This is a genomic window from Micromonospora sp. NPDC003197, from assembly GCF_053590565.1.
The window spans coordinates 64,124-83,414 of sequence record NZ_JBSFTE010000013.1 but is presented as its reverse complement, the minus strand read 5'-3'; the positions used below and the strand labels follow the sequence as shown (position 1 = coordinate 83,414).

General features: G+C 67.1%; 24 protein-coding genes. 11 read left to right on the top strand and 13 right to left on the bottom strand.

Going from position 1 to position 19,291, the window contains the following annotated elements:
• Positions 1-6: 6 nt before the first annotated feature.
• Positions 7-777 (top strand): aminoglycoside adenylyltransferase domain-containing protein, encoded by a 771-nt coding sequence (locus tag ACWDV4_RS16585; protein ID WP_449979366.1) that lies wholly within the window; start codon positions 7-9, stop codon positions 775-777.
• Positions 778-847: 70 nt separating this feature from the next.
• Here the strand turns inward: ACWDV4_RS16585 and ACWDV4_RS16580 are convergent, their stop codons facing one another.
• The 3 genes from ACWDV4_RS16580 to ACWDV4_RS16570 form a co-directional block, all read right to left on the bottom strand.
• The gene (locus ACWDV4_RS16580) at positions 848-1,426 is read right to left on the bottom strand and encodes a hypothetical protein (RefSeq protein WP_449979364.1); all 579 of its coding nucleotides are present in this window, start codon (positions 1,424-1,426) and stop codon (positions 848-850) included.
• A 118-nt stretch (positions 1,427-1,544) separates the two neighbouring features.
• Positions 1,545-1,736: a hypothetical protein gene (locus ACWDV4_RS16575; protein ID WP_449979362.1), complete on the bottom strand. Its 192-nt coding sequence runs from the start codon at positions 1,734-1,736 to the stop codon at positions 1,545-1,547.
• Positions 1,733-2,260: a hypothetical protein gene (locus ACWDV4_RS16570; protein WP_449979360.1), complete on the bottom strand. Its 528-nt coding sequence runs from the start codon at positions 2,258-2,260 to the stop codon at positions 1,733-1,735. The genes ACWDV4_RS16575 and ACWDV4_RS16570 overlap by 4 nt, the downstream gene beginning before the upstream one ends.
• Positions 2,261-2,464: 204 nt before the next feature.
• Between ACWDV4_RS16570 and ACWDV4_RS16565 the strand changes: the two genes are divergently transcribed.
• Positions 2,465-3,541, top strand: a complete 1,077-nt coding sequence (locus tag ACWDV4_RS16565; protein WP_449979357.1) for a hypothetical protein — start codon at positions 2,465-2,467, stop codon at positions 3,539-3,541.
• 295 nt (positions 3,542-3,836) lie between these two features.
• Here ACWDV4_RS16565 and ACWDV4_RS16560 read toward each other — a convergent pair whose 3' ends face one another.
• Positions 3,837-4,538 (bottom strand): TetR/AcrR family transcriptional regulator, encoded by a 702-nt coding sequence (locus ACWDV4_RS16560; protein ID WP_449979354.1) that lies wholly within the window; start codon positions 4,536-4,538, stop codon positions 3,837-3,839.
• A 221-nt stretch (positions 4,539-4,759) separates the two neighbouring features.
• Here ACWDV4_RS16560 and ACWDV4_RS16555 point away from each other — a divergent pair, with 221 nt between their 5' ends.
• Entirely contained in the window at positions 4,760-5,458 is a 699-nt protein-coding gene (locus ACWDV4_RS16555; protein ID WP_449979636.1) for a DUF3626 domain-containing protein, read from the top strand.
• A 79-nt stretch (positions 5,459-5,537) separates the two neighbouring features.
• Here the strand turns inward: ACWDV4_RS16555 and ACWDV4_RS16550 are convergent, their stop codons facing one another.
• Both ACWDV4_RS16550 and ACWDV4_RS16545 read right to left on the bottom strand, forming a co-directional pair.
• On the bottom strand, positions 5,538-5,729 hold the full coding sequence (locus tag ACWDV4_RS16550; RefSeq protein WP_449979352.1) for a DUF397 domain-containing protein: 192 nt from the start codon (positions 5,727-5,729) through the stop codon (positions 5,538-5,540).
• Positions 5,720-6,529 (bottom strand): helix-turn-helix domain-containing protein, encoded by an 810-nt coding sequence (locus ACWDV4_RS16545; protein ID WP_449979349.1) that lies wholly within the window; start codon positions 6,527-6,529, stop codon positions 5,720-5,722. The genes ACWDV4_RS16550 and ACWDV4_RS16545 overlap by 10 nt, the downstream gene beginning before the upstream one ends.
• A 522-nt stretch (positions 6,530-7,051) precedes the next feature.
• Here ACWDV4_RS16545 and ACWDV4_RS16540 point away from each other — a divergent pair.
• Complete coding sequence (locus ACWDV4_RS16540; RefSeq protein ID WP_449979347.1) at positions 7,052-7,354, top strand: hypothetical protein; 303 nt, start codon at positions 7,052-7,054, stop codon at positions 7,352-7,354.
• Positions 7,355-7,499: 145 nt separating this feature from the next.
• Here the strand turns inward: ACWDV4_RS16540 and ACWDV4_RS16535 are convergent, their stop codons facing one another.
• The gene (locus tag ACWDV4_RS16535; RefSeq protein ID WP_449979345.1) at positions 7,500-7,871 is read right to left on the bottom strand and encodes a nuclear transport factor 2 family protein; all 372 of its coding nucleotides are present in this window, start codon (positions 7,869-7,871) and stop codon (positions 7,500-7,502) included.
• Between the two features lie 413 nt (positions 7,872-8,284).
• Between ACWDV4_RS16535 and ACWDV4_RS16530 the strand changes: the two genes are divergently transcribed.
• A complete protein-coding gene (locus tag ACWDV4_RS16530; RefSeq protein ID WP_449979342.1) occupies positions 8,285-9,094 on the top strand; it encodes a helix-turn-helix domain-containing protein in 810 nt (269 codons plus the stop codon).
• Between the two features lie 87 nt (positions 9,095-9,181).
• Positions 9,182-9,739 carry a GNAT family N-acetyltransferase gene (locus tag ACWDV4_RS16525; protein WP_449979340.1) on the top strand — a complete coding sequence of 186 codons (558 nt, stop codon included), beginning with the start codon at positions 9,182-9,184 and terminating at the stop codon, positions 9,737-9,739.
• Here ACWDV4_RS16525 and ACWDV4_RS16520 read toward each other — a convergent pair.
• Together ACWDV4_RS16520 and ACWDV4_RS16515 are read right to left on the bottom strand one after the other, a co-directional pair.
• A complete protein-coding gene (locus tag ACWDV4_RS16520; RefSeq protein ID WP_449979633.1) occupies positions 9,729-10,346 on the bottom strand; it encodes an ion channel in 618 nt (205 codons plus the stop codon). The two genes, ACWDV4_RS16525 and ACWDV4_RS16520, sit on opposite strands and share 11 nt — an antisense overlap.
• Positions 10,347-10,477: 131 nt before the next feature.
• The gene (locus tag ACWDV4_RS16515) at positions 10,478-11,092 is read right to left on the bottom strand and encodes a DUF998 domain-containing protein (protein WP_449979338.1); all 615 of its coding nucleotides are present in this window, start codon (positions 11,090-11,092) and stop codon (positions 10,478-10,480) included.
• Positions 11,093-11,192: 100 nt separating this feature from the next.
• On the opposite strand from ACWDV4_RS16515, the gene ACWDV4_RS16510 reads away from it, so the two are divergent.
• Positions 11,193-11,948, top strand: coding sequence for a DUF5131 family protein (locus tag ACWDV4_RS16510; RefSeq protein WP_449979336.1), 756 nt, complete (start codon positions 11,193-11,195; stop codon positions 11,946-11,948).
• On the opposite strand, the gene tcmP is transcribed toward ACWDV4_RS16510, so the two are convergent.
• The gene (gene tcmP / locus ACWDV4_RS16505) at positions 11,932-13,053 is read right to left on the bottom strand and encodes a three-Cys-motif partner protein TcmP (protein ID WP_449979333.1); all 1,122 of its coding nucleotides are present in this window, start codon (positions 13,051-13,053) and stop codon (positions 11,932-11,934) included. The two genes, ACWDV4_RS16510 and tcmP, sit on opposite strands and share 17 nt — an antisense overlap.
• Positions 13,054-13,174: 121 nt before the next feature.
• Between tcmP and ACWDV4_RS16500 the strand changes: the two genes are divergently transcribed.
• Positions 13,175-13,756 carry a hypothetical protein gene (locus ACWDV4_RS16500; RefSeq protein WP_449979331.1) on the top strand — a complete coding sequence of 194 codons (582 nt, stop codon included), beginning with the start codon at positions 13,175-13,177 and terminating at the stop codon, positions 13,754-13,756.
• A gap of 34 nt (positions 13,757-13,790) precedes the next feature.
• On the opposite strand, the gene ACWDV4_RS16495 is transcribed toward ACWDV4_RS16500, so the two are convergent.
• From ACWDV4_RS16495 to ACWDV4_RS16485, 3 genes are all read right to left on the bottom strand, one after another.
• A complete protein-coding gene (locus ACWDV4_RS16495; RefSeq protein ID WP_449979329.1) occupies positions 13,791-14,390 on the bottom strand; it encodes a GNAT family N-acetyltransferase in 600 nt (199 codons plus the stop codon).
• A gap of 18 nt (positions 14,391-14,408) precedes the next feature.
• Complete coding sequence (locus ACWDV4_RS16490; protein ID WP_449979326.1) at positions 14,409-15,404, bottom strand: NAD-dependent epimerase/dehydratase family protein; 996 nt, start codon at positions 15,402-15,404, stop codon at positions 14,409-14,411.
• 85 nt (positions 15,405-15,489) lie between these two features.
• On the bottom strand, positions 15,490-16,524 hold the full coding sequence (locus tag ACWDV4_RS16485; RefSeq protein ID WP_449979324.1) for an MBL fold metallo-hydrolase: 1,035 nt from the start codon (positions 16,522-16,524) through the stop codon (positions 15,490-15,492).
• 113 nt (positions 16,525-16,637) lie between these two features.
• On the opposite strand from ACWDV4_RS16485, the gene ACWDV4_RS16480 reads away from it, so the two are divergent.
• The 3 genes from ACWDV4_RS16480 (at position 16,638) to ACWDV4_RS16470 (ending at position 19,256) form a co-directional block, all read left to right on the top strand.
• The gene (locus ACWDV4_RS16480) at positions 16,638-17,606 is read left to right on the top strand and encodes a LysR family transcriptional regulator (protein ID WP_449979321.1); all 969 of its coding nucleotides are present in this window, start codon (positions 16,638-16,640) and stop codon (positions 17,604-17,606) included.
• A complete protein-coding gene (locus ACWDV4_RS16475; RefSeq protein ID WP_449979318.1) occupies positions 17,603-18,484 on the top strand; it encodes a serine hydrolase in 882 nt (293 codons plus the stop codon). The genes ACWDV4_RS16480 and ACWDV4_RS16475 overlap by 4 nt, the downstream gene beginning before the upstream one ends.
• A 139-nt stretch (positions 18,485-18,623) precedes the next feature.
• Complete coding sequence (locus tag ACWDV4_RS16470; protein WP_449979317.1) at positions 18,624-19,256, top strand: DUF998 domain-containing protein; 633 nt, start codon at positions 18,624-18,626, stop codon at positions 19,254-19,256.
• Positions 19,257-19,291 lie beyond the last annotated feature (35 nt).

Sequence of the window (19,291 nt, the reverse complement as noted above, 5' to 3'; positions counted from 1 at the left end):
GAATCGATGCCGATCCGGGTCCCGCCGGCCGAATCCGCCTATCTTGACGCAGTCGTGCGTCACCTGAGCGCTATCCTCAGCACCGAACTCGTCGGGGTCTACCCCACCGGTTCCCTCGCGTTGGCCAGCTACACCCCGGGCCGGAGTGATCTCGACCTTATCGCCGTGGTCGAGCATCCGCCGCCACGATCGGTGCTGGCGGCGATCGCGGCCCGACTCGCCCACGACGATTTGCCCTGCCCGGCCACCGGCCTGGAGTTCGTGCTCTATCCCCGGGCGGCGGTCAACGACGGCGGCATCGCCGCTGGCTATCTGCTCGATCTCAACACCGGCCGCGAACTGCCGCCGAAGGTCAGCTTCGACCCGACCGACGGGCCTGGCTTCTGGTACGCCATCGACCGGTCGATCACCTGGCAGAGCGGGTGGGCGCTGGCTGGGCCGGATCCGCGCCGCGTGCTGCGGCCGGTGCCGTTCGCCGTACTGCTGCCGGTGGTGGTGGAGTCGATGGCGGCGCACCTGGCCGATCCCGCCGCGCACGGCGACAACTCCGTACTCAATGGGTGCCGGGCGTTGCGGTTCGCCGCGCAGCAGCGGTGGTACGCCAAGCCGGCGGCGGCCCGGTGGGCCCGGACCGCCGCTCCGGCCTTCGCCGGTTTGATCGAATCGGCGGTCGCGAGCCACGCCGCTGGTCGGGCCGCCGGACGCGTGGTGCCGGTCGCCGAGGTCACCGCGTTCCTCGAGTACGTCCTGCGTCAACTCCGCGCCGCGTCCACGTAAGCGGCCGGCCCAACGTCAGCGGCAGGCCCGCTCTGAGCGGCAGGCCCGCCCTGAGCGGCAGAGCCGCTGGTCAGCGGCTCTGGAGTGCGTCCAGTCCGACGGCCATGGCGATGACCACCCGCCGGTCGAGACCCGGGTGGTGGATGTCGACCACGTACCTGTCGCGCAGGCCCCACTTCTTGTCCACCGAGAAGGCCACCTGCCCGTCGATGGTGAAGTCGAAGTGGTACGGCAGCCAGGCCAGTGAGTCGATGAACCGGCGCAGGATGGCAACGGTCACGTTGCGCTCCTGGCCGGTGGCCATCCCGATGCCGGGCTGCTCGACATGCCAGGTGGAACGCAGCAGCGACTTCTTGAAGTCCTTGCGGAACAGCCCCAGTGCGGTCCCGTTGGGGTCGACGATGTCGTAGGTCGCCCCGAGGTCCATGACCTGACGGGCCTTGAAGCCGAGCACCGGCACCTGCTTGGTGTCGTCGGTGTAGAGGGTCACCTGCTCCTTGAAGGCCATACGCTTCTGCTGGGCAAAGGCGAGCAGCTCGCCTTCGGTCCCGTCACCGAGCACCGAATGGACCTCGTACTGGTTGACCATCATCCGGATACGTTGCCGGATGATCAGCTGCCGCTGTGCCTGGAGCTGTTGCAGATTCATCGGGGGTTCCTGTCACAGGAGATATCCACACCAGGTGGCTGTCGCGCCGGAGTGTTGCACAACCGGGCGACAAAGGGTGGGCCTGATGCACCAGCCACCACGCCCACCCGCAGCACCACTACCGGCTGTTGGCGACGGTGGGCACGGCCACCAGCGCCCGAGGCGTATCCCAGCCTCCCCTCCCGCCTCCGCACGTCTCATGGTCGAGAAGCACCACGTCGCCGCGCACGTCCCGGCGTACGGCGTAGGCCGCGACAATCTGACCGTCGCGTTCCAGTACGACTTCGGACAGCATCAGGGTCGCGCTCATCGGGTCTTCCTTTCCTTGGCCGCCGGAACGACCGTCGGACGACCAGGACGGTGCTGCCAACTCGGACGGTTGGTGGTCGGCCTGCCATGCGGGGGTGATAGCTGTCGCCGGTAGCCGAGTTCACCGATGCAGGTCAGCCCGAGTACGAGAACGAGCGCGCTGCTCTGGGGCAGCAGCGAGGGCCCAGCGGCCACGCTGGTCAGCGCAAGTCCGGTCGTGCTGAGTAGACCGCTCAGGATTCGTGAGATCCGCTCGCTGCGGGCATACCAGCTCACGAGTTGGCCACAGAGCAGCGCGAGAGTCGCTGCGGCGGCATAGGCAAGGTTGGAGAGCGTCACGTGGTCGGTCAGTCCGGTGAGGGTCAGGCACTCCCGGGTCAGGCTCACCAGCCCGCCGACCAGAACGACCGAATGCCAACTCGGCCTCGCCAACGAGACGTACAACCGCCCTCCGCCAGAATCTCGAAGTAACGGAACGGCTACTTTCCAGGCCCCCTCGGGGGCGGTACGTTGCTTGAGCAGCATCAGTTTCCTCAGGACTGTCGATGTTGCGGGATTAACTGGTTATCGGGTCCGCTGGGGCAAACAGCGGGCCCGATCATTTTTCACCCTGAGTCACCGTCACGCACAGTCAAAACTCGACCTACTTTTCGCGCCCAGAGAAGTAAAACTTCCACTGTCGGAAGTTGGGCACGCACCACCCACGGGCGGTAGCCATAGAGTTACCGAATGGGACAAGTCCGAAACGGTGCCCCCACTCAATGGGACTGCGTTGTATTCACCATGGTGGCTACACACAAAACCAAGAAGAAAGCCCAGGAACGCCTTTCCAGGGACTACCAAGAAGACATCACCGTCAAAGGCATAGAAAACATTCTGAAGAAAATCGACACCTGGCTTGGCGAGACGACCTTCAAGGAGCCACAAAAAGGAATCCTCGAGCTGACCGTACGTGGGAAGCGGTTCCTCAGGTTTGCGAAGAGAATCGTCACCAGCTTCCAGGAGGAACGTGCACCATCGAGCGAGCGCATGCTCCCCAAGATCGTGTGCCTGCCCCATCACGGATACGTCACCAGTCAACTTGAATGCGAACTCCGAGAACGGCACCCCAGCCACGAGGACCAAATCATCGTGGAAGAGCTGGGGCTGGACGCACGCGGCGACGATGGCTTCGAAGACGAGGCGCTGTATCCCCTGACGCTCGGCCACCACGAGATCGCGATCGGCGGCAAGACAACCGTCTACCAGGAAGAACTTCAGTCGGACGTGCTCTACAGCACCCAACTGGAGGTGATGGTTCCGGCCACCTACCAAACCGACCGGATGAGCCTCACCGAACTGGTCAACGAATATCGCGCCATGGTGCCACCGGAAGGATCCCGTTCTCGGAAGCTACTCGAAACCTGGATCACCAGGGCAAGAATCAGCGCGCCGCCAAAGGAACTCAGGATCGTCGCAGAGACGTACGAAAGCACGATGAACATCCAACGCACCTCCGACGACCATCAGCGATTCGGGATCAAGTCGAAGCGGGTCGTCGTCGCCCCATCGGATGTGGCTCTGCTATACAAGGCAGGTTCCCGATTCGGCGGAAGCGGCGTTGAATCGTCACGATGGGTGCCACTCCACCACGATGGGAAAACACTGAAACTCGACGTCTACGTCACCACGACCAAGCCTCGCCCCAAACACATCGACCCGATCGTACAAATGCTGAGGGAGATTTGCGAGAAGCGACCGCACCTGTCCGGCACATTTCCCCTGCCCCCAGCGCCGACCGCCAGGACACGCCCAAAAAAGCCATGATCTGCCCGATTTACTCCAGCCCCCCACCGTCCACCGGCCAGAAGGAATCCCGCTTCCGCAATCATTACGTTTCGTAGCGTCACCAACCACCAGCATGATCGAGTCAGCTACTCAACGCATACGAATCGGCTTCACGAACGGTTGCCCGCTTTGCCCGCTTATCCACCCACCCTGCTGGGGCGTACCTTCCTACTCGGCCGATCCACTCTGCCCGGGGCGGTCTACGCCGGCACCGACGTGTTCGCCCTCGGCGCGGTGGTCCGGGCGGGAACGGCGCTGGTCGTGGTGGAGAGGTTCACCCCGCCAGCGAAGTCGACCCCGACGCAGGTTCCGACGCAGGTTCCGACACAGGTTCTGACGCAGGTTCTGACGCAGGTTCTGACGCTGGTTCTGACGGCGACTCCGGCCGAGTGACCCGGATGCCGTGCAGGAAGTCGTCGAGTAGCTTGACCTGCCGGGCTGGTGGAAAGCGCTCCGGATCGAAGAGCACCTGTACGACGAGCCCATGCGCGAACGCGGCGACCGTCGCGGCCAGATCCTCCGGATCGGTGATGGCGGGCAGTTCACCCCGGCTCATCGCCGCCTCGACGTGGCCGCGCAACCGCCCACGCCAACGGACGTACCGCTGGGTCTGCCGGATGCCGAGGTCGGAGTCACCCAGCGCCGCGTCCCAGAAGCTCACCCAGACCCGGCTCATCGTGATCAGTTCGTCGGTGAGCGGAAGTACGTCGAGCAGCGCGGCCCGGAGCGCTGGCAGGCCGGGGGCCTCGGCGATCTGTCGCGCCCGGGTCTCGCTGCGCTCCTCGGCGACGTCGAGCGCATGTCGTACGAGCGCCTGTTTGCTGGGAAAGTAGTGGGTGAGCAGGCCGGTCGAGGCGGCCATCTCGGCGGCGACCGCGCGCAGCGTCAGTCCGCTGAATCCTCGGGCGGCGAGCACTCGCCACACCGCCTCGGAGACGTCGGCCCGCCGCGCATCATGGTCTCCTCGTGCGGGCATCCGCTGTTCTCCTCACCTGTTCCGACCAGGGGCATCGTACATAACGATCGTTCGGCAACTACGCTTCTCTGGTGCTCCCCGACGAGACCCAGCCTCCGTACGAGCGGGCCCTGCGTCACGTGGCCGCCCTGTCGTCCGGACCGCCGGTGGACCCAATGCTGCGGGTCACCCTGAACTTCCACCCGGACCGGCTGGGCCGCGACCGTCCCATCCTGGCGGCGCTGGCCGCCGACGGCGTCTACCAGTCCCAGTTCGTCACCGGCACCAGCAACGGCGGGTTGACCGCCCATCCCGGCGGTGACCGGTGGCGTTGGGAGAGTCGGATCTTCGGTGGGGTCTACGACGATGTGCCAGGCAACCTTCGGCCGGTCTACGGGGCATTGAACTTCCGGCGCAAGCCGGTCGGGGCCGCGCCCCGGTTCGGCTCGGCACATTTCCGGCTGACCGCCGCCACCCTGGCCCGGACCACCTTCTGCTATCCGGACAGCGTCTTTGAACCGACGGCGTTCGCCGTGGCGAACAGCAGCTCGCTGATCGAACTGGCCGAGGCGGACAGCCAGGACGACCTCGATGACTACATCGAGGCCCAAGTGCACGGACCGGTTCAACTGGACCGTGACGTGGAGGCGTTGGTGCTGGACCCGAGCTACCGGGGTACGAAAATCGAGGCTGCCGCCCGTCGACTGCCGTGTCCGGTGGAATGGCACCCGGGCTTCCGGCTCGCCGTCACCGAGTTGCAGCGCCACCCGGACTACCGGGGCCAGGAGTACGTCGACCTGGGCACGAAGATCGCCATCGACGGCTACCTCGATCCTCGGATCATCGGGGACGCCGCGCGTACCGGCGAGCATGACGAGCAGGCGTTGAAGCGGGTCTGGCACTATCTCGCACGGTTCGGAGCCCTGCCTCTGGGCGGATGATCACGCCCACTGTGCCCGTCACGCTGGCTCGCGCTGTCCCCGCCGGGCTGGCCAGCAGGGACAGCGTGAGCTATGCGACTCAGTCGCGGGTGGCGGCGTACGACACGAAGGCGCGCCAGGCCGCCGGACCGAAGGCCAACGTGCCGCCGTCCCGGTCCTTCGTGTCGCGTACCAACACGACGCCGGGCAGGTTGTCGGCCACCTCGACGCAGTCGCCGCCGTTAGCGCCGCTCCGGGTGGACTTGCGCCACCGGGCACCGGTCAGATCCATGGCCGCACCAACTCCTTGATCAGTTCGATCGACTGCCGTCGAGGCAGCGCCTCGTTACGCACACTCTCCCACCTTGCCAGCAGCGCGGCCACATCCTCGGTGCGGTCCTTGTCGACCCCCTCCAGCTGGTTGTCCATGAAGCCGACCCAGCCACCATCGGCCGACCGGGCCAAGATGAACGGGCCGGTCAACCCGATGTGCAGGCCGACCGTACGCGGCAGGACGTGGATGCTGATGTTCGGCCGCTCAGCGCAGGCCAGCAGGTGGGTCAACTGCTCGGCCATTATTCCGGCGCACTCCTCGGCGAATCGGTCCAGCGCCGCCTCGTCGATCACTGTGGTGAGCTGCGGCGGCTCGGCCCGGTCCAGGATGGCCTGCCGTTCCAGCCGAGTGGCCACCAACTGCTCGATCCGCTCCTCGGTGAGGCTGGTGTCGCCTCGGAAGAGGGCGCGGGCGTAGTTGGCGGTCTGAAGCAGACCGGGGATCAACGTCGGGTGGAAACACCGCAGTTGGGTGGCTCGGCGTTCGGCGTCCAGCCAGGGCCGGAACCACAACGGCTCGCCGTCGCGTTTGGCCAGCTCCAGCAGTCGTACGAAGAGGTCACCCGTGCCGAGCACCTCGTCCGCACGGGCCAGGTAGGCGGCGTCCAGCGGGCGCTGGCCCAGCTCCACCGCCGACACCATCGACGCCGAATAGTGCGCCCGCTTGCCGAACTCCTCCTGGCTCAATCCGGCGACCGTACGCATTCGGCGCAGTTGGGTCCGGATGAGGTCCGCCGTAGATGGCTTGTCAGTCGCCACACTTCCTCCACAGTGCCGGTGCCGGTGGGTTGATTCGCCTCGGGTACGCACCGCAGCCGCTACCGATCCGCCCCGCGACCTGCTAATCCCTTCCGAACGTAGTCGATTCATCACCAAACTGTGACCTGTCGGATGCGGTGGTTTTCGGCAGAACCACAGAGGGACGCAGCCGACCCGGGGCCGCCGTCGCATCGCCCGTCCCCCACACCGACGGCGGCCCCTCCCCCGGCGGTCGAATCGGACCGCCATCCACTTGAGAAAGGAACGCCCATGTTCAGTGGCGACTACGAACCGGTCCCCGCACCTCCGCGCCAGCGGTCCGCGAAATCCGCAGAGTCCTCGGACACCCCTGAGCGCGATTCAACCTCTGAGCCCACAGCAACACCTGAGCGCGAATCAATCCCGAAGCCGGAATCAACCCCTGAGCCGGCCGAGTCAGGTTCCGAGCCCGAAGCCGCGTCGTCTGCGGACACGCCGCCGCGCCCCCACCGCCCGTCCTTCAGTCGCCGGGCGTTCTGACTGATGGCGAGGCTCGATCCCACCCTGGCGGCCCTCACCGAACTCGCTGCTCGGATACGCGAGAAGGTCCGGCCCGGGGACATCCTGAACGTCCCCGAGACCCACTACCTGAACGGCACCGAGCCGCTGCGGCTGCTGGTCACCCGCGTCGGTGGCGTCGTACAAGTCGGCAGCCTGTTGATGGTCGAGATCGTCGGCTATCCCGTCGATTCGATCGGGCCGACCTGGCAGGAGCGCTGGGTGTCCGTACGCGTGGTGGCGCTGGACCTGCCCGGCGCGGTGACCCGGCCCGCGCCACCGTCCTGACACATCGGAAATACGCAGCGGCGCACATCGAATATCGTGTAGGCCACGCGATATTCGATGTGCGCCGCATTTGATGTGCGCCGCATTTGATGTGCGCCGCATTCGATGTGCGCCATAGCCAATGGCGCGCTGGCTGCCGTATCGATCAGACGGCGGCGGGGACCTTGTCGAGGAATCCGTGGACCGCCCGGATCCGACCGTCCTCGGCCAGAACAGCGACGTCGAAACCGATCACGACAGATTCGCCGCCGGCCGCCGGCACCAGTTCCCAACCAAACCGTACGACGTCGTGGTGGCCGTCGACCGCACCGTGCACCTGGAAGACGTACCCGGGGAACATGCCCTGCACACCGCCGATGACCGCGGCGATTCCCGCATGCCCGCTGACCTCGGCCATCGGGTCGGTGTAGGTGGCGTCCTCGGTCCACAGTGCTGCGACTGCCGCGGCCCGAGCCTGCTCGTCGCCTTCGTTCCAGACCGCGAGGTAACGCTCTACCAGCTTGTTGAACTCAGCCATTGTCCTGCCCTTCCGCAGCAATCCACATCAGAATCGGCGCCCGCACAAGGTCGCTTATTGACTCGCTCGTCGGCGCTGAGGAAATCATTTCCCGGATCCGCGATGCTGTCGATTACCTGCGAGGTAACCTGGCCGTCAACGACGCCAGATCATGGCGCAATGCCGTCAAGTCTGCGCGTTTGGGCTGGCCGGCAGTGGTGCGGGTGGATCGGCAGGGCCGACCCCGGCGAACCTGACCGCAGCCGTCCAGGTAACGGGACTCACGTTCCGCTTCTTGGGATGACTGATAGACCTTGGAGAAAATCGGCCCCTCCAGGAGCCATTTGACTCCAAGATTTTTATGCGGTCAGCCCGTAACCTCAGCCCGACCAGCAGCACCGATCGCGCAAGTAAAATCGCCGGGTGAGGACGTCATGACCAGTGCGATAGCCCAGCCGCCCCGGCCCTTCGGCGAGTTACTGCGACAGTGGCGGGAACGCCGACGGGTCAGCCAACTCGAACTCTCCATCCAGGCCGAGGTCTCCACCCGGCACCTCAGCTTCGTCGAGACCGGCCGCTCAGCACCGAGCCGCAACATGGTGCTTCAGCTCGCCGAACAGCTCGACCTGCCACTACGGGAACGTAACCGGCTGCTGCTCGCGGCCGGGTACGCCCCGGCGTACTCGGAGAACTCGCTCAACGCCCCACAGATGACGGCGGTACGCGACGCCGTCCGGCAGGTGTTGACCGGGCACGAGCCGTACCCGGCGGTGGTGGTCGACCGCCGGTGGCACCTGCTCGACGCCAACGCCAGCCTCACCCTGTTCACCGGCGTCGTCGCGCCGCACCTGCTGAAGCCGCCGGTCAACGTGCTCCGGGTCAGCCTCCACCCCGAGGGTATGGCACCGCACATCGTCAACCTTGGCGAGTGGCGGGCCCACCTGCTCGGCCGCTTGCGCCGGCAGGTCGAGGTCACCGGGGACTCCGAGTTGGCCACACTTGCTGCCGAGCTGCGCGACTACCCCTGCGAGCAGCCCGAACCGGAGGTCGAGCTGTCGGGGCCCGGCGAGATCGTCGTACCGCTGCGCTTCCAGTACGGCGACAGTGTGCTCACCTTCTTCAGCACCGTCGCCACCTTCGGTACGCCGCTGGACATCACCCTTGCCGAGCTGTCGATCGAGTCGTTCTATCCGGCCGACGCGCAGACCGCCGAGGCACTGCGCACCCGCGCCAACACGGCGTAATCCCAGCGAGCTGGCGGTGAGGGGCCCAGGATCGAGCCGTCGTATAGTACGTAACAAACGTTTGGCATGTGAACCGAAGGGGACACAGTGTTCGCGTACCCGCTCACCGACAACGCCGAGCTTCGGCCGCTCGAACCGTGGCAGGCGGCCGACTTTGCCGCGTACGTCGAACGTAACCGCGCCCACCTCGCGCCCTGGCTGCCCTGGGCGCAGATCATCGTCGACGAGCCCAGTGCCCGACAGTGGTTGCAGCGCTACGCCGAGCGGCAGGCCGCCGACAGCGGTCGTATCTACGGCATCTGGCTCGACGGCGCACTCGTCGGCGGCACCCTGTTCCGGGTCTTCGACACCGCCAGCGGCGTCTGCGAAGTCGGCGTCTGGCTCTCCCCCGAGGCGCAGGGACAGGGCCTGGTCAACCGCGCCGCCCGCTGCATGGTCGACTGGGCGGTCGACGTACGGGGAATGGCCCGGGTGGAATGGCGGGTGGATGCCACCAATGCTCGCAGCATCGCCGCCGCCAAACGGCTCGGCATGACCCGGGACGGCGTACTGCGTGAGGTCTTCCCCCTCAACGGCGTCCGCATCGACCTCGAAGTCTGGTCGGTGCTGGCCGACGAGTGGCGCGCGGCCCGCGCTAATCGGTAGGCCGACGCGTGGTCCCGAAGATCGACACCAGCCGGGCCACCACGGTTACCAGGAAGATCTGCCCAAACAGCGCTTCGAGCACGGCGAGAGTGCGGGCTGGTTCTCCCGCCGCCGTGTAGTCACCAAAGCCGACCGTGGTGAGAGTGCTGAAGCTGAAGTACTGGATGGCACTGTTGGTGGCAGCCTTGCCCATTGCGAACAACGGCTGCCCCTGAAACAGCGAGACTGCGGAGAACAACGCCGCGAACAACAACCCGATCAGCAGGTAGGCGCTAAGCACACCGAAAATCGTCTGCACGGTGACGACCCGGTGGCCGACCAGTACCCGACGCAGCAGCACGACAATCGTGTAGAGAAGGATGACTGCCAGCCAACTGGCGACGGCACCATGGACCGCCCGGTCGTTACTGATCACGGCAGCTGCCACGGCGACCACGGACCCAGCCAGCAGGATCCGTCTCCCGCCCCTCGATGCCGACGACTTCGATGTCACCGTCCGCATCGCCAACAGGAGCGCAGCCAGATACAGAAAGAGCGGAATAATCTGGATCTGCCGACCGGGCAGGAACGCCGAGAGAACGAAACTGGCCAGCAGCAGGACGAACATCAGCACGAACCGATCGCGCCCCGTGCGGCCACGATCACGTGTCGGTACCGGATCGCACCGGACGGACTTACCCTCACGAAACAGCCGGAAACCTCGCGCCACGCAATACAGCTACTCAAGTGAGTAGTGCGTCAGCCCGACCAGGAGTAGGCGAGCTGCGCGCAGAGCACCCCGAGCCAGCTCCAGCCAACGATGATCGCGATGCGCTGGATCAGACCGGTGCGCGGGGAATCCTGCTCCCAGGCCTGACCGAAGCCGATGAACAGCAGGGTAGCCGCGACTGCGGTAAACCCTGAGTACCACCGCCACACCACACCATCCAGGGCGAACACCGCGACGATGGCGGCGGTCGGCAGCGCGGCGAAGACCACTATGCCCGCCCAGTCGTGTGCATGGTGCCGCCAGCTCAGCTCGGACGGTGTCTCGTCCGGCGTGCCCGGCGGGTAGCCCCGCATCGGGTCCATGGGAAACACACCGGAGGCGACGAGCGCGAGACCGAACACGGCGACCGCGATCGCCAGCCAGAGACTGCCCGTGGCCTGCCTGAGCCCGAGGGCGGAGGTGGCGATGAGCCCGCCACAGAGTACGAAGCTCGTGACCTGCACCCAGCCCCGTGGGCCGAGCGCCAGCGCGCTCACCGGTTGGCGCACCGGATCGTACCCGGGCCGGGTCGAGCCATCGACAAGGAACGTCACGACGAACAGCACCGTGCCAACGACACCGGCCATGAGCAGCAAGTTCGTCATCGATCCACGTTAACAAGTAATCCGGTCGACACCCACCGTCAGACCTCGCAATCCGCACTGATGTTCGAGAGGATGGGGCATCAGCCGGGAGGAGTCGACAATGGCCGACCACAGCGCCATCGAATGGACCGAGGCCACGTGGAACCCCACCACCGGATGTGACCGGATTTCGGCCGGCTGCGACAACTGCTACGCCCTCACCCTCGCCAAACGCCTCAAAGCCATGGGCTCCGCCAAATATCAGAACGACGGCAACCCGGCTACCTCCGGCCCCGGGTTCGACGTCACCATCCACGAAGACGCTCTCGACATTCCCCGCCGCTGGCGGGAACCCCGCACCGTCTTCGTCAACAGCATGAGTGACCTGTTCCACGCCCGGGTGCCGCTGGACTACGTACGGCGGGTCTTCGACGTCATGGCCGATACGCCGCGCCACACTTATCAGGTGCTCACCAAGCGGGCCAGCCGGCTGGCGAAACTCGCGCCGCAGCTGGACTGGCCCGGAAACGTGTGGATGGGCGTCAGCGTCGAGTCCGAAGCCGAGCTTGCTCGGGTCGACCACCTGCGCACGGTCCCCGCAGCAATCCGGTTCATCTCCGCCGAACCGTTGCTCGGCTCGCTCGACGGCATCAATCTAGACGACATTCACTGGCTGATCGCGGGTGGCGAGTCCGGCCCGGGTGCACGGCCGATGGACCCCACGTGGGTACGGCACCTACGGGATGCCTGCACCACCTCGGGTACGGCGTTCTTCTTCAAACAGTGGGGTGGTCGCACCCCGAAGGCTGGTGGACGTGTCCTCGACGGGCGCACCTGGGACGAGATGCCGTCTCGGGAGCTTACGCCGGCTCGATGACCTTCTTGATCAGGTCGCCCTTCGAGTCGGTCCTGGTCACGTCAGGATAGAGGCGCTTCCAGGCAGCCCGAAGGTGCATCTCGCGGGCCTGACCAGCGGCGCTGCCGAAGACGTCACCGTACCGGTCGAAGATCTTGAAGGGTTTCCCGTCGCTCAGCAGCTGTCGCAGGTTCGCCTCGATCTCGTTCACCCACCCGTCAGTCAGCGCTTTTTCGCTTGCCTGGAAGGCGACCTCATCACCGAAGAGCGTGTCGGCGTTCATGATCTCGTGTAGGGCTTGGCGCCACCTCTGCAGACCGAGCGACAGCGCCTCACCGAAGGCGATGAACCCGTCGGGATGCCGGGTGAGGAACACGAGGTAGTACACGGGCTTCTGGTGTGCCCGGTTTCGTACCGGCGTGGTCCACCAGCCGCACCGCTGGCTGCTGGCCAGCCGACGGGCGTACGCCGCCACGACGGCCTCCTCGGCCGCGTCGTGGTCCTCGCCATGGTCGAGCCACGTCTGCCGCCACCAGTCGCTTCCACAGGCGGCGTCCATGCGAGCGAGCGCGGCCTCCTTACCTGGGATCACCTTTTCGCTGCTGAGGAGGCCAGCGATACGCCGCAGACCACTGGCGTTGAAGTTGATGAGCAGTTCGGTGGCCGGCGGCTGAGTCGGACGCTGGTGGAAGATCTCCACAGTGGCGGTAAAGGGAATCATGACCCCGAACGGGTCCAGGAAGACCAACAGTGGCACGTCCTTGACCCGCGCCAACAGGTGCCCCAGATGGTCGGCGATGCTTCCCTGGAACAGCTCCACCGGCAGGTCAGCGCCTTCGGTTGCGACAACCTGCCGCAGCTTGGCCAGCGGCACCGGCTCGCTCTCCACGAGGTAGCTCTCCAGGCATCGGTTGATCCGGGTAAGCTCGCGCGCCTTCCGCATGAGCATGGCTGGCGACGCCTCTTCACCGGACGCGTAGCGCCCCTCGCCGGCGTACCCGTCGATGACCGCAACCCGATGGCCGAGCGAGTACAGGCCGGTCTTGGCTACGAACTGATCGATGTACTGGTTCATGATTGCGTGCTTGAGAATCGCTGCGGGCTTCTTGCCCTCGAAGAAGGTCATCTGCGGCTCGCTTCGCTTGAGGAGACGGACGACTTCACACCGTGACCAATCACTGTCGATCTGTCACGGTGACAGTGCGTCGCCCGTCTTCGCAATGGATGCTGGCCGATGAAGCGATACGTTGTCGACTACCCGACACCATCGAACGACGGCAGGAAAGGAGAACACGGACATCGACGCCACGCCCCTGGTCCCCGTCTGGCTGCTCGACGTGGACGGAGTGGTCAACGCACCCCGGCCCGGCTGGAGCGCCGCGCCCCACCGGGCCAAGGTCTGGTCCCCCACCGACCGCTACGAGTACGTCCTACGCTGGGCTCCCGCCCTGGTCGAGCGGATCCGCGCACTACACCTCGCCCGTACCGTCGAAGTGCGCTGGTGCACCACCTGGTGCCCGGACGCCGACCAACTCGAACGGCTCTGGCGGTTCCCACCGCTGGACCGGGCACTGCCCGAATGTCCGGTGCCCAAGGGGGAGCACAACTGGCCGTTGAAGCTCGATGCGGCCCGCCGGGTCCTGGCCTCGGGCCGGCGGCTGATCTGGACCGACGACGAGGCGATCCCCGTTGACGGACCGGCCCGCGACGAGCTGACCAGCGACGGTCGGGCCCTGCTGGTAGCACCGTCTTCTCGACACGGCCTACAACCCGACGACCTCACCGCCATCGAGGTGTTCCTGACCAACGTCTCCACTGAGGACGGCTAGCTAGGAACACGGATAGTGGGGCCTGCGTCGCGACTCAGAAGCGTAGGCCGAGGTAGGTGAGCGGGCCGGGGTCGGCGACGTCGATGGTGTGGAAGCCGAGCCGACGGTAGAAGGCGTGGGCCGACTCATTCGCGGTAACCATCCCCAGGTGCAACCCGGGTACGCCGGCCCGGCGCAACGCCGCCGTGAAGGTGTCGATCAGCTTCCGACCATGTCCAGCCCGCTGGTATGCCGGCAGCAGGTCGATATGCAGATGGGCCGGGTAGTCCTTGAGGTCAGGCAGGATCATCCGCTCCGGGGTGTGCAGCAGATACGCCATGATCTCGTCCGAGGTACCCGGCTCCCCCGGCGGTGCCGGGTACCGGTCGGCGACCCGGGGCAGCCATTCGGTGCGGAACCGTTGGACAAAGTTCGCCGTGTCGGCGGTGCCGAGCACATATCCGACGGCCTGCCCGGCGTCATCGAGCACGAACGCCAGCTCCGGCTCCAACTCGGCGTACGGGTGGGCGAAGATGGCCGGCAGGACATCCGGATCCGCGTACGAGCCGGAGGCATCCTGTCCCGCATCAGCCGTACGGATGCAGATGTCGTGTACGGCGTTCTGGTCACCTGGCTGATACGGGCGGATGATCATTTAACAGACCTTACTGGCTCACGGCAACTGCTGGAGCGCGGCCAGCAGGTCACGCTCGCGCACGGCGCTGAGGCCAGCCCGGCGCTCCCGATCCAGCCCCAGCTCGCGTTCCCAGGCCAGCGTGTCGGCGAGCAGTTCCGCCAGTGGCCGGTGCCGCAAACCGGCGGCGACAGCAGCTGCCCCGCTGCGCGTCGACCAGCCCTCCCAACCAGGCTCGACCAGCCACATCGGCAGCGACTCCGGCCCCATGTATTCCTTGACGCCCTGCTTGAGCAGCCAGTCCGGGTCGGCGGTCACCACCGGACCGGTGTGCCCGCCGAGCGAGCGGGACAACTCGATGAACTCCGCAAAGGTGCTGACCTCCCCCACCGTGTTGTACGTCCCGACGGTCCCCGCCGCCGCCGAGTCGAGCAGCCAGGCGGCGAGATCTCGTACGTCGATGACCTGAGTCGGCAGCTCTGGGGTGGCGGGGACCAGCATTGGCGTACCCGGGTCGCGGGCGGCCCGGCCCACCCAGTAGCCGGCCCGGTCGCTGCGGTCGCCCGGACCGCCGATGAGCCCGGCCCGCGCGACCAGCAGCCGGTCCCCGACGGCGGCCTGCGACGCCTGCTCGCAGGCGGACTTCGCCTCGCCGTACAGCTCGCGGTCCACTGTGTCCAGCTCGGTCGGGGGCAGTGTCTCAACGGACTCGTCCGCACCCGGGGTGCCCTGGGAGGCGTAGACGTTGCCGGAGGAGACGTAGGACCAGTGTCGGGCCCGGTCACCCAGCGCCGCCAGTGCACCCCGGACAAAGCCCGGCTGCCAGGACACCTCGATCACAGCGTCCCAGTCGCGGTCGACCAACCCGTCGTACGCCGTGGGGGCGCTCCGGTCGGCGGCGACCAGCCGCGCCCCCTCGGCCACCGCACCGCTCTCGCCCCGGGCCAGGCAGGTCACCGCGTGCCCCCGGTCCAGCGCCTGCCGAGCCACCTCGCGGCCGAGCCACGCCGTACCACCCAACACCAGGATCTCCATCGGGCCACTCAAACACTGCTGTTCCACGTTTCCCAAGCCCGTTCACAGTGGGCGTAAACAGTGGCGGGGCGGCCCGGTCAGCCGTTCAGAGCGTGATCGTCTGGAGGTGGCGCATCTCCAGCACCTGGGTCCGCAGCCCCTTGGCCCGGATGACCTCCTTGAGCGTCTTCACTCCGGTCAGGTCCAGGGTGTTCGGCAGGTTGGGGTCGTCGAACCCGGTGACCATGTCATCGTGGTGCACCGGAATGACGTACTTCGGCCCACCGAGCACGGTGAGCAGCCGCTCCAGATACTGGTGCACCATGCTGAAGTTGGTCAGGCAGAGCGCCACCACGTCGGGTCGCAGCCCGGCCAGTTCCCGCTCGACGTAGTTGGTGCCGCCGAACATCAACACCGAGAGCCGGTCCGGCACCGTGACCTGATAGGCGAGGGAGCCGCCTTCGACCAGGTCGGCGGTGGTCTCCGGCTTCGACGGCGGGGTGTTCCGAAGGCCGGGCGCGAAGTAGCTGCCGCCGGCCGACTGGCTGTGTACGGAGCGCAGCACCTGCACCCGGTAGGCCCCATTGTGGAACGACAGGTCCTCGCCCCCGCTGGCGGTGATGAACTTCGAAATCCGCGCCGCACCGGTCCCCATCGCCTGAAGAAGGTTACGGTGCGTGTCGGTGCCGATGGTGCTGATCGGCGCGTCCTTCCAGGCCGCCCGGTTGAGCAGGTCCGGCACGTCGCCCATGTGGTCCCAGTGGCTGTGGCTGATCATGATCAGCTCCGGTGGACCGGAGAGCCTGCCGGTGGCGAGGAGCTTGTCGGCCACCGAGGGGTCCGGTGCCAACCGCCCACCATTGGCCTTGTGGTCGAACCGGCTCAGGTACGGATCGAAGTAGAGCACGTGACCGTCGAAGGTGATCTCCAAGCCGGAGACGCCCAGCCAGCGCAGGGTCACCCCGGCCTGCTTCGCCTTCCCGGCGGTGGGAACGGCAGCGGAACGCTCCGCGCCGGTCCGCGCGGCAACCGCCGGTACGACGCCAGCGGCCACCCCGGCCACCGCCGCACCGCCCATCAGCGCGGTACGAAGCACGTTGCGCCGCCCCAGTTTCGTACGCGGCTGCTTGTCCTGATCCATGGTGTGGATCCTCTCGCTCGTTGAACGATCACCAGCAGACCAGGCGAAAACAGTGCGAATCAAACACCAAGTTTGTCTTGGCTGCGATATCGGATCGGATATCGTTCCTGCTCGTGGATCTTTTACGGCACCTGCGGTACTTCATCGCAGTCGCCGAAGAACTCCACTTCGGACGAGCGGCCGCCCGGCTACACATGTCCCAACCGCCGCTGTCCCAACGCATTCAACGCCTGGAAAAACAACTCGGCGTACGGCTCTTCGACCGGTCCGCTCGCTCCGTGGCCCTGACCCGCGCCGGGCACCTCCTGCTCGGCGAAGCCCGCGACCTCATCCACCGGGCCGACGCCCTGAGCGAACTCGCGATCCGGCTCCGCGACGACGACACCGGCCCGCTGGATGCCGGCCTGCCACCGGAACTACCCGGCGCCACACTGGCCGCCCTGGTGGCCGAGTTCGCGGCCCGGCAACCTGCGGTCGTCCTCCGGCCACACGAGATGACCCCGGCCGCCCAACAGGAGGCGCTGGCCGAACGTCGCCTCGACGTCGGCGTACTGCGCCTGCCGTTCGACACCGGGCTGCTCACCCTCGGTCCGGTCGTACAACGCCCACTCGGGGTGCTGCTGGCCCGTACCGACCCGCTCGCCGGCCGCCCCGAACTGCTGCTGTCCGAACTCGGTCACCTCACCCTGGTGCTGTCGCCACGCACCGCCGCACCCGCCGTCTACGACGAGATCGTCGACACCTGCGCCCGGCACGGCTACCGGCCGTCGGCCGTACACGAGGTGAACAATGTCGAGTTCGGTCGCGGGCTGGTCCTCGCCGGGGGTGCCTGCGCCTTCGACGACGGGACGACGCCAGCCCCCGAGGACGCGGTCTGGCGACCGCTGACCGGGCAACCACTCACCCGGCGAATCACCACCGCCTGGCCGCGAGGGCGGGAACACCCGGCGGTACGGGCGTTCGCCGAGGCGATCACCACCGTGCTGCGCCGCGAAGCGGGAATGACGATCGTCGGCCCGGACCGGCCCACTCCCCTGCACGCCCGGCCGGTGTCGGAGTTCCTCCCCTGGGGGTCGGCATGACCACAGACGCGATCCGGGTACGGATCGGCCAGGCGTTCGCCGACGCCGGGGTCACCGGCTGGCTGCACGCGATCGACCTGGACCGGGGCGACGCCGTGGACGTCCGGGCCGACACCCCGGTCGTACTGGCCAGCGTCTTCAAGGTGCCGCTGGTGGTGGCGTTCTTCCGGGCCGTCGACGCGGGACGACTCGACGCCACCCGCCGGGTCACCGTGTCGCTGGAGGAACGCAGCGGTGGACCGACCGGCATCGCGGCCATGCTGGACCCGGTCACCATGTCCCTGCGGGACCTCGCCTATCTGGCCCTGACCGTCTCCGACAACGCCGCCGCCGACGCACTCGCCGAGCACGTCGGGCTGGACGCGGTCGCCGACACCCTCGACGCGCTCGGGCTGGCCCACACCCGGGTGCCGCACCTGGCCCGCGACGTGGCCGCCCGTACCCGGGAGGACCTTGGCGCACAAACCTCCCTGGTGGCCGACCCGACGGCGGTCAGCCGGCTACGGGTGCTCGACCCGGCCCAGACCAACCGATCCACGCCCCGGGACTGCACCCGCCTGCTGGGGCTGATCTGGCGGGACGAGGCGGCCAGCCCTGCGTCCTGTGCGGCGCTGCGCCGGATGCTGGCCCTCCAGGTGTGGCCACACCGGTTGGCCTCCGGCTTCCCCTTCGACGACGTACTGGTCGCCGGCAAGACCGGCACGCTGCCCACGCTGCGCAACGAGATCGGTGTGGTGGAGTACCCGGACGGCGGGCGGTACGCGATGGCGGTCTTCACCCGCAGCGCCAGCACCGCGTTGACCCTGCCCCGCGCCGACGCGGTGATCGGCACCGCCGCCCGGATCGCCGTCGAACATCTCCGATCCCGGCGTACCTAACCTCGATCGGTGCGCCGGCCGCTCCCAGGGGGTTCACCGGTCCCGGCCGATCTCAGGGGTTCACCCGCCCCGGTCTCCGGGACAGCTCAGGGGCGCTACCCGGAGGCGCGACCCGGTCCTGCTCACTAGCGTCCTGACCATGATCGAATCACTGCGTGGCGCACCCGCCCGACACCTGTTCGCGGCGCTGGCCTGGGTCGGCCTCGCCCTGACGGTGCTCCTCGCGGTTATCGGACAGGTCAGCCCCGACCCGTACCTCGATCCGCTCACCCTGACGGTGAGCGACTATGCCGTAGCGGATCGCGGTGGGGTGACCGACGCCGCGATGGTGACGTTCGGTGCGTCCGCGCTGGCACTACTCATGGCCCTGCGCAACCTCCCGCGCGGTGCGGTCGTGCTGTTGAATGTGTTCGCCGCCGGCATGTTCGTCGCGGCCATCGCGCCCACCGACCCTGGTACGGACCTGTCAGTCACCGGTCAGGTCCACCGCTACGCCTCCATCGTGGCGTTCGTCGCGCTGCCGCTCACCGGCCTACTGCTCACCCGTCGCGCCCCGGCGCTGCTCGGACGGGCCATCGACTGGGTACGCGGTCTGGCGCTGGTCACCGGGGTGTTCATGGTCGCCATGCTGGTCAGCTCGACGGTCGGGGACCGGCTGCTGGTCGGGCTGGCCGAACGACTGCTGCTGACGACCTCGGTCGTGTTGCTGGCGGTGCTGGTCACCCGGGCTGGCTCACCCCGTCGGGTCAGAACTCGCTCGCAGCTGGCGTAAACGGATCCGGGCGTAAACGGATTCGCGCGCGACGG

What these genes read in the sequence shown, in the direction of transcription:
- ACWDV4_RS16540 (WP_449979347.1), top strand. Translation starts at nt 7,052, where the DNA reads ATGGCGAGGCTCGATCCCACCCTGGCGGCCCTCACCGAACTCGCTGCT.
- ACWDV4_RS16575 (WP_449979362.1), bottom strand. Translation starts at nt 1,736, where the DNA reads ATGAGCGCGACCCTGATGCTGTCCGAAGTCGTACTGGAACGCGACGGT.
- ACWDV4_RS16560 (WP_449979354.1), bottom strand. Translation starts at nt 4,538, where the DNA reads ATGCCCGCACGAGGAGACCATGATGCGCGGCGGGCCGACGTCTCCGAG.
- ACWDV4_RS16565 (WP_449979357.1), top strand. Translation starts at nt 2,465, where the DNA reads ATGGGACAAGTCCGAAACGGTGCCCCCACTCAATGGGACTGCGTTGTA.
- ACWDV4_RS16570 (WP_449979360.1), bottom strand. Translation starts at nt 2,260, where the DNA reads ATGCTGCTCAAGCAACGTACCGCCCCCGAGGGGGCCTGGAAAGTAGCC.
- ACWDV4_RS16475 (WP_449979318.1), top strand. Translation starts at nt 17,603, where the DNA reads ATGACCACAGACGCGATCCGGGTACGGATCGGCCAGGCGTTCGCCGAC.
- ACWDV4_RS16470 (WP_449979317.1), top strand. Translation starts at nt 18,624, where the DNA reads ATGATCGAATCACTGCGTGGCGCACCCGCCCGACACCTGTTCGCGGCG.
- ACWDV4_RS16515 (WP_449979338.1), bottom strand. Translation starts at nt 11,092, where the DNA reads ATGACGAACTTGCTGCTCATGGCCGGTGTCGTTGGCACGGTGCTGTTC.
- ACWDV4_RS16530 (WP_449979342.1), top strand. Translation starts at nt 8,285, where the DNA reads ATGACCAGTGCGATAGCCCAGCCGCCCCGGCCCTTCGGCGAGTTACTG.
- ACWDV4_RS16520 (WP_449979633.1), bottom strand. Translation starts at nt 10,346, where the DNA reads ATGTTCGTCCTGCTGCTGGCCAGTTTCGTTCTCTCGGCGTTCCTGCCC.
- ACWDV4_RS16485 (WP_449979324.1), bottom strand. Translation starts at nt 16,524, where the DNA reads ATGGATCAGGACAAGCAGCCGCGTACGAAACTGGGGCGGCGCAACGTG.
- ACWDV4_RS16580 (WP_449979364.1), bottom strand. Translation starts at nt 1,426, where the DNA reads ATGAATCTGCAACAGCTCCAGGCACAGCGGCAGCTGATCATCCGGCAA.
- ACWDV4_RS16495 (WP_449979329.1), bottom strand. Translation starts at nt 14,390, where the DNA reads ATGATCATCCGCCCGTATCAGCCAGGTGACCAGAACGCCGTACACGAC.
- ACWDV4_RS16510 (WP_449979336.1), top strand. Translation starts at nt 11,193, where the DNA reads ATGGCCGACCACAGCGCCATCGAATGGACCGAGGCCACGTGGAACCCC.
- ACWDV4_RS16535 (WP_449979345.1), bottom strand. Translation starts at nt 7,871, where the DNA reads ATGGCTGAGTTCAACAAGCTGGTAGAGCGTTACCTCGCGGTCTGGAAC.
- ACWDV4_RS16490 (WP_449979326.1), bottom strand. Translation starts at nt 15,404, where the DNA reads ATGGAGATCCTGGTGTTGGGTGGTACGGCGTGGCTCGGCCGCGAGGTG.
- ACWDV4_RS16585 (WP_449979366.1), top strand. Translation starts at nt 7, where the DNA reads ATGCCGATCCGGGTCCCGCCGGCCGAATCCGCCTATCTTGACGCAGTC.
- ACWDV4_RS16550 (WP_449979352.1), bottom strand. Translation starts at nt 5,729, where the DNA reads ATGGATCTGACCGGTGCCCGGTGGCGCAAGTCCACCCGGAGCGGCGCT.
- tcmP (WP_449979333.1), bottom strand. Translation starts at nt 13,053, where the DNA reads ATGACCTTCTTCGAGGGCAAGAAGCCCGCAGCGATTCTCAAGCACGCA.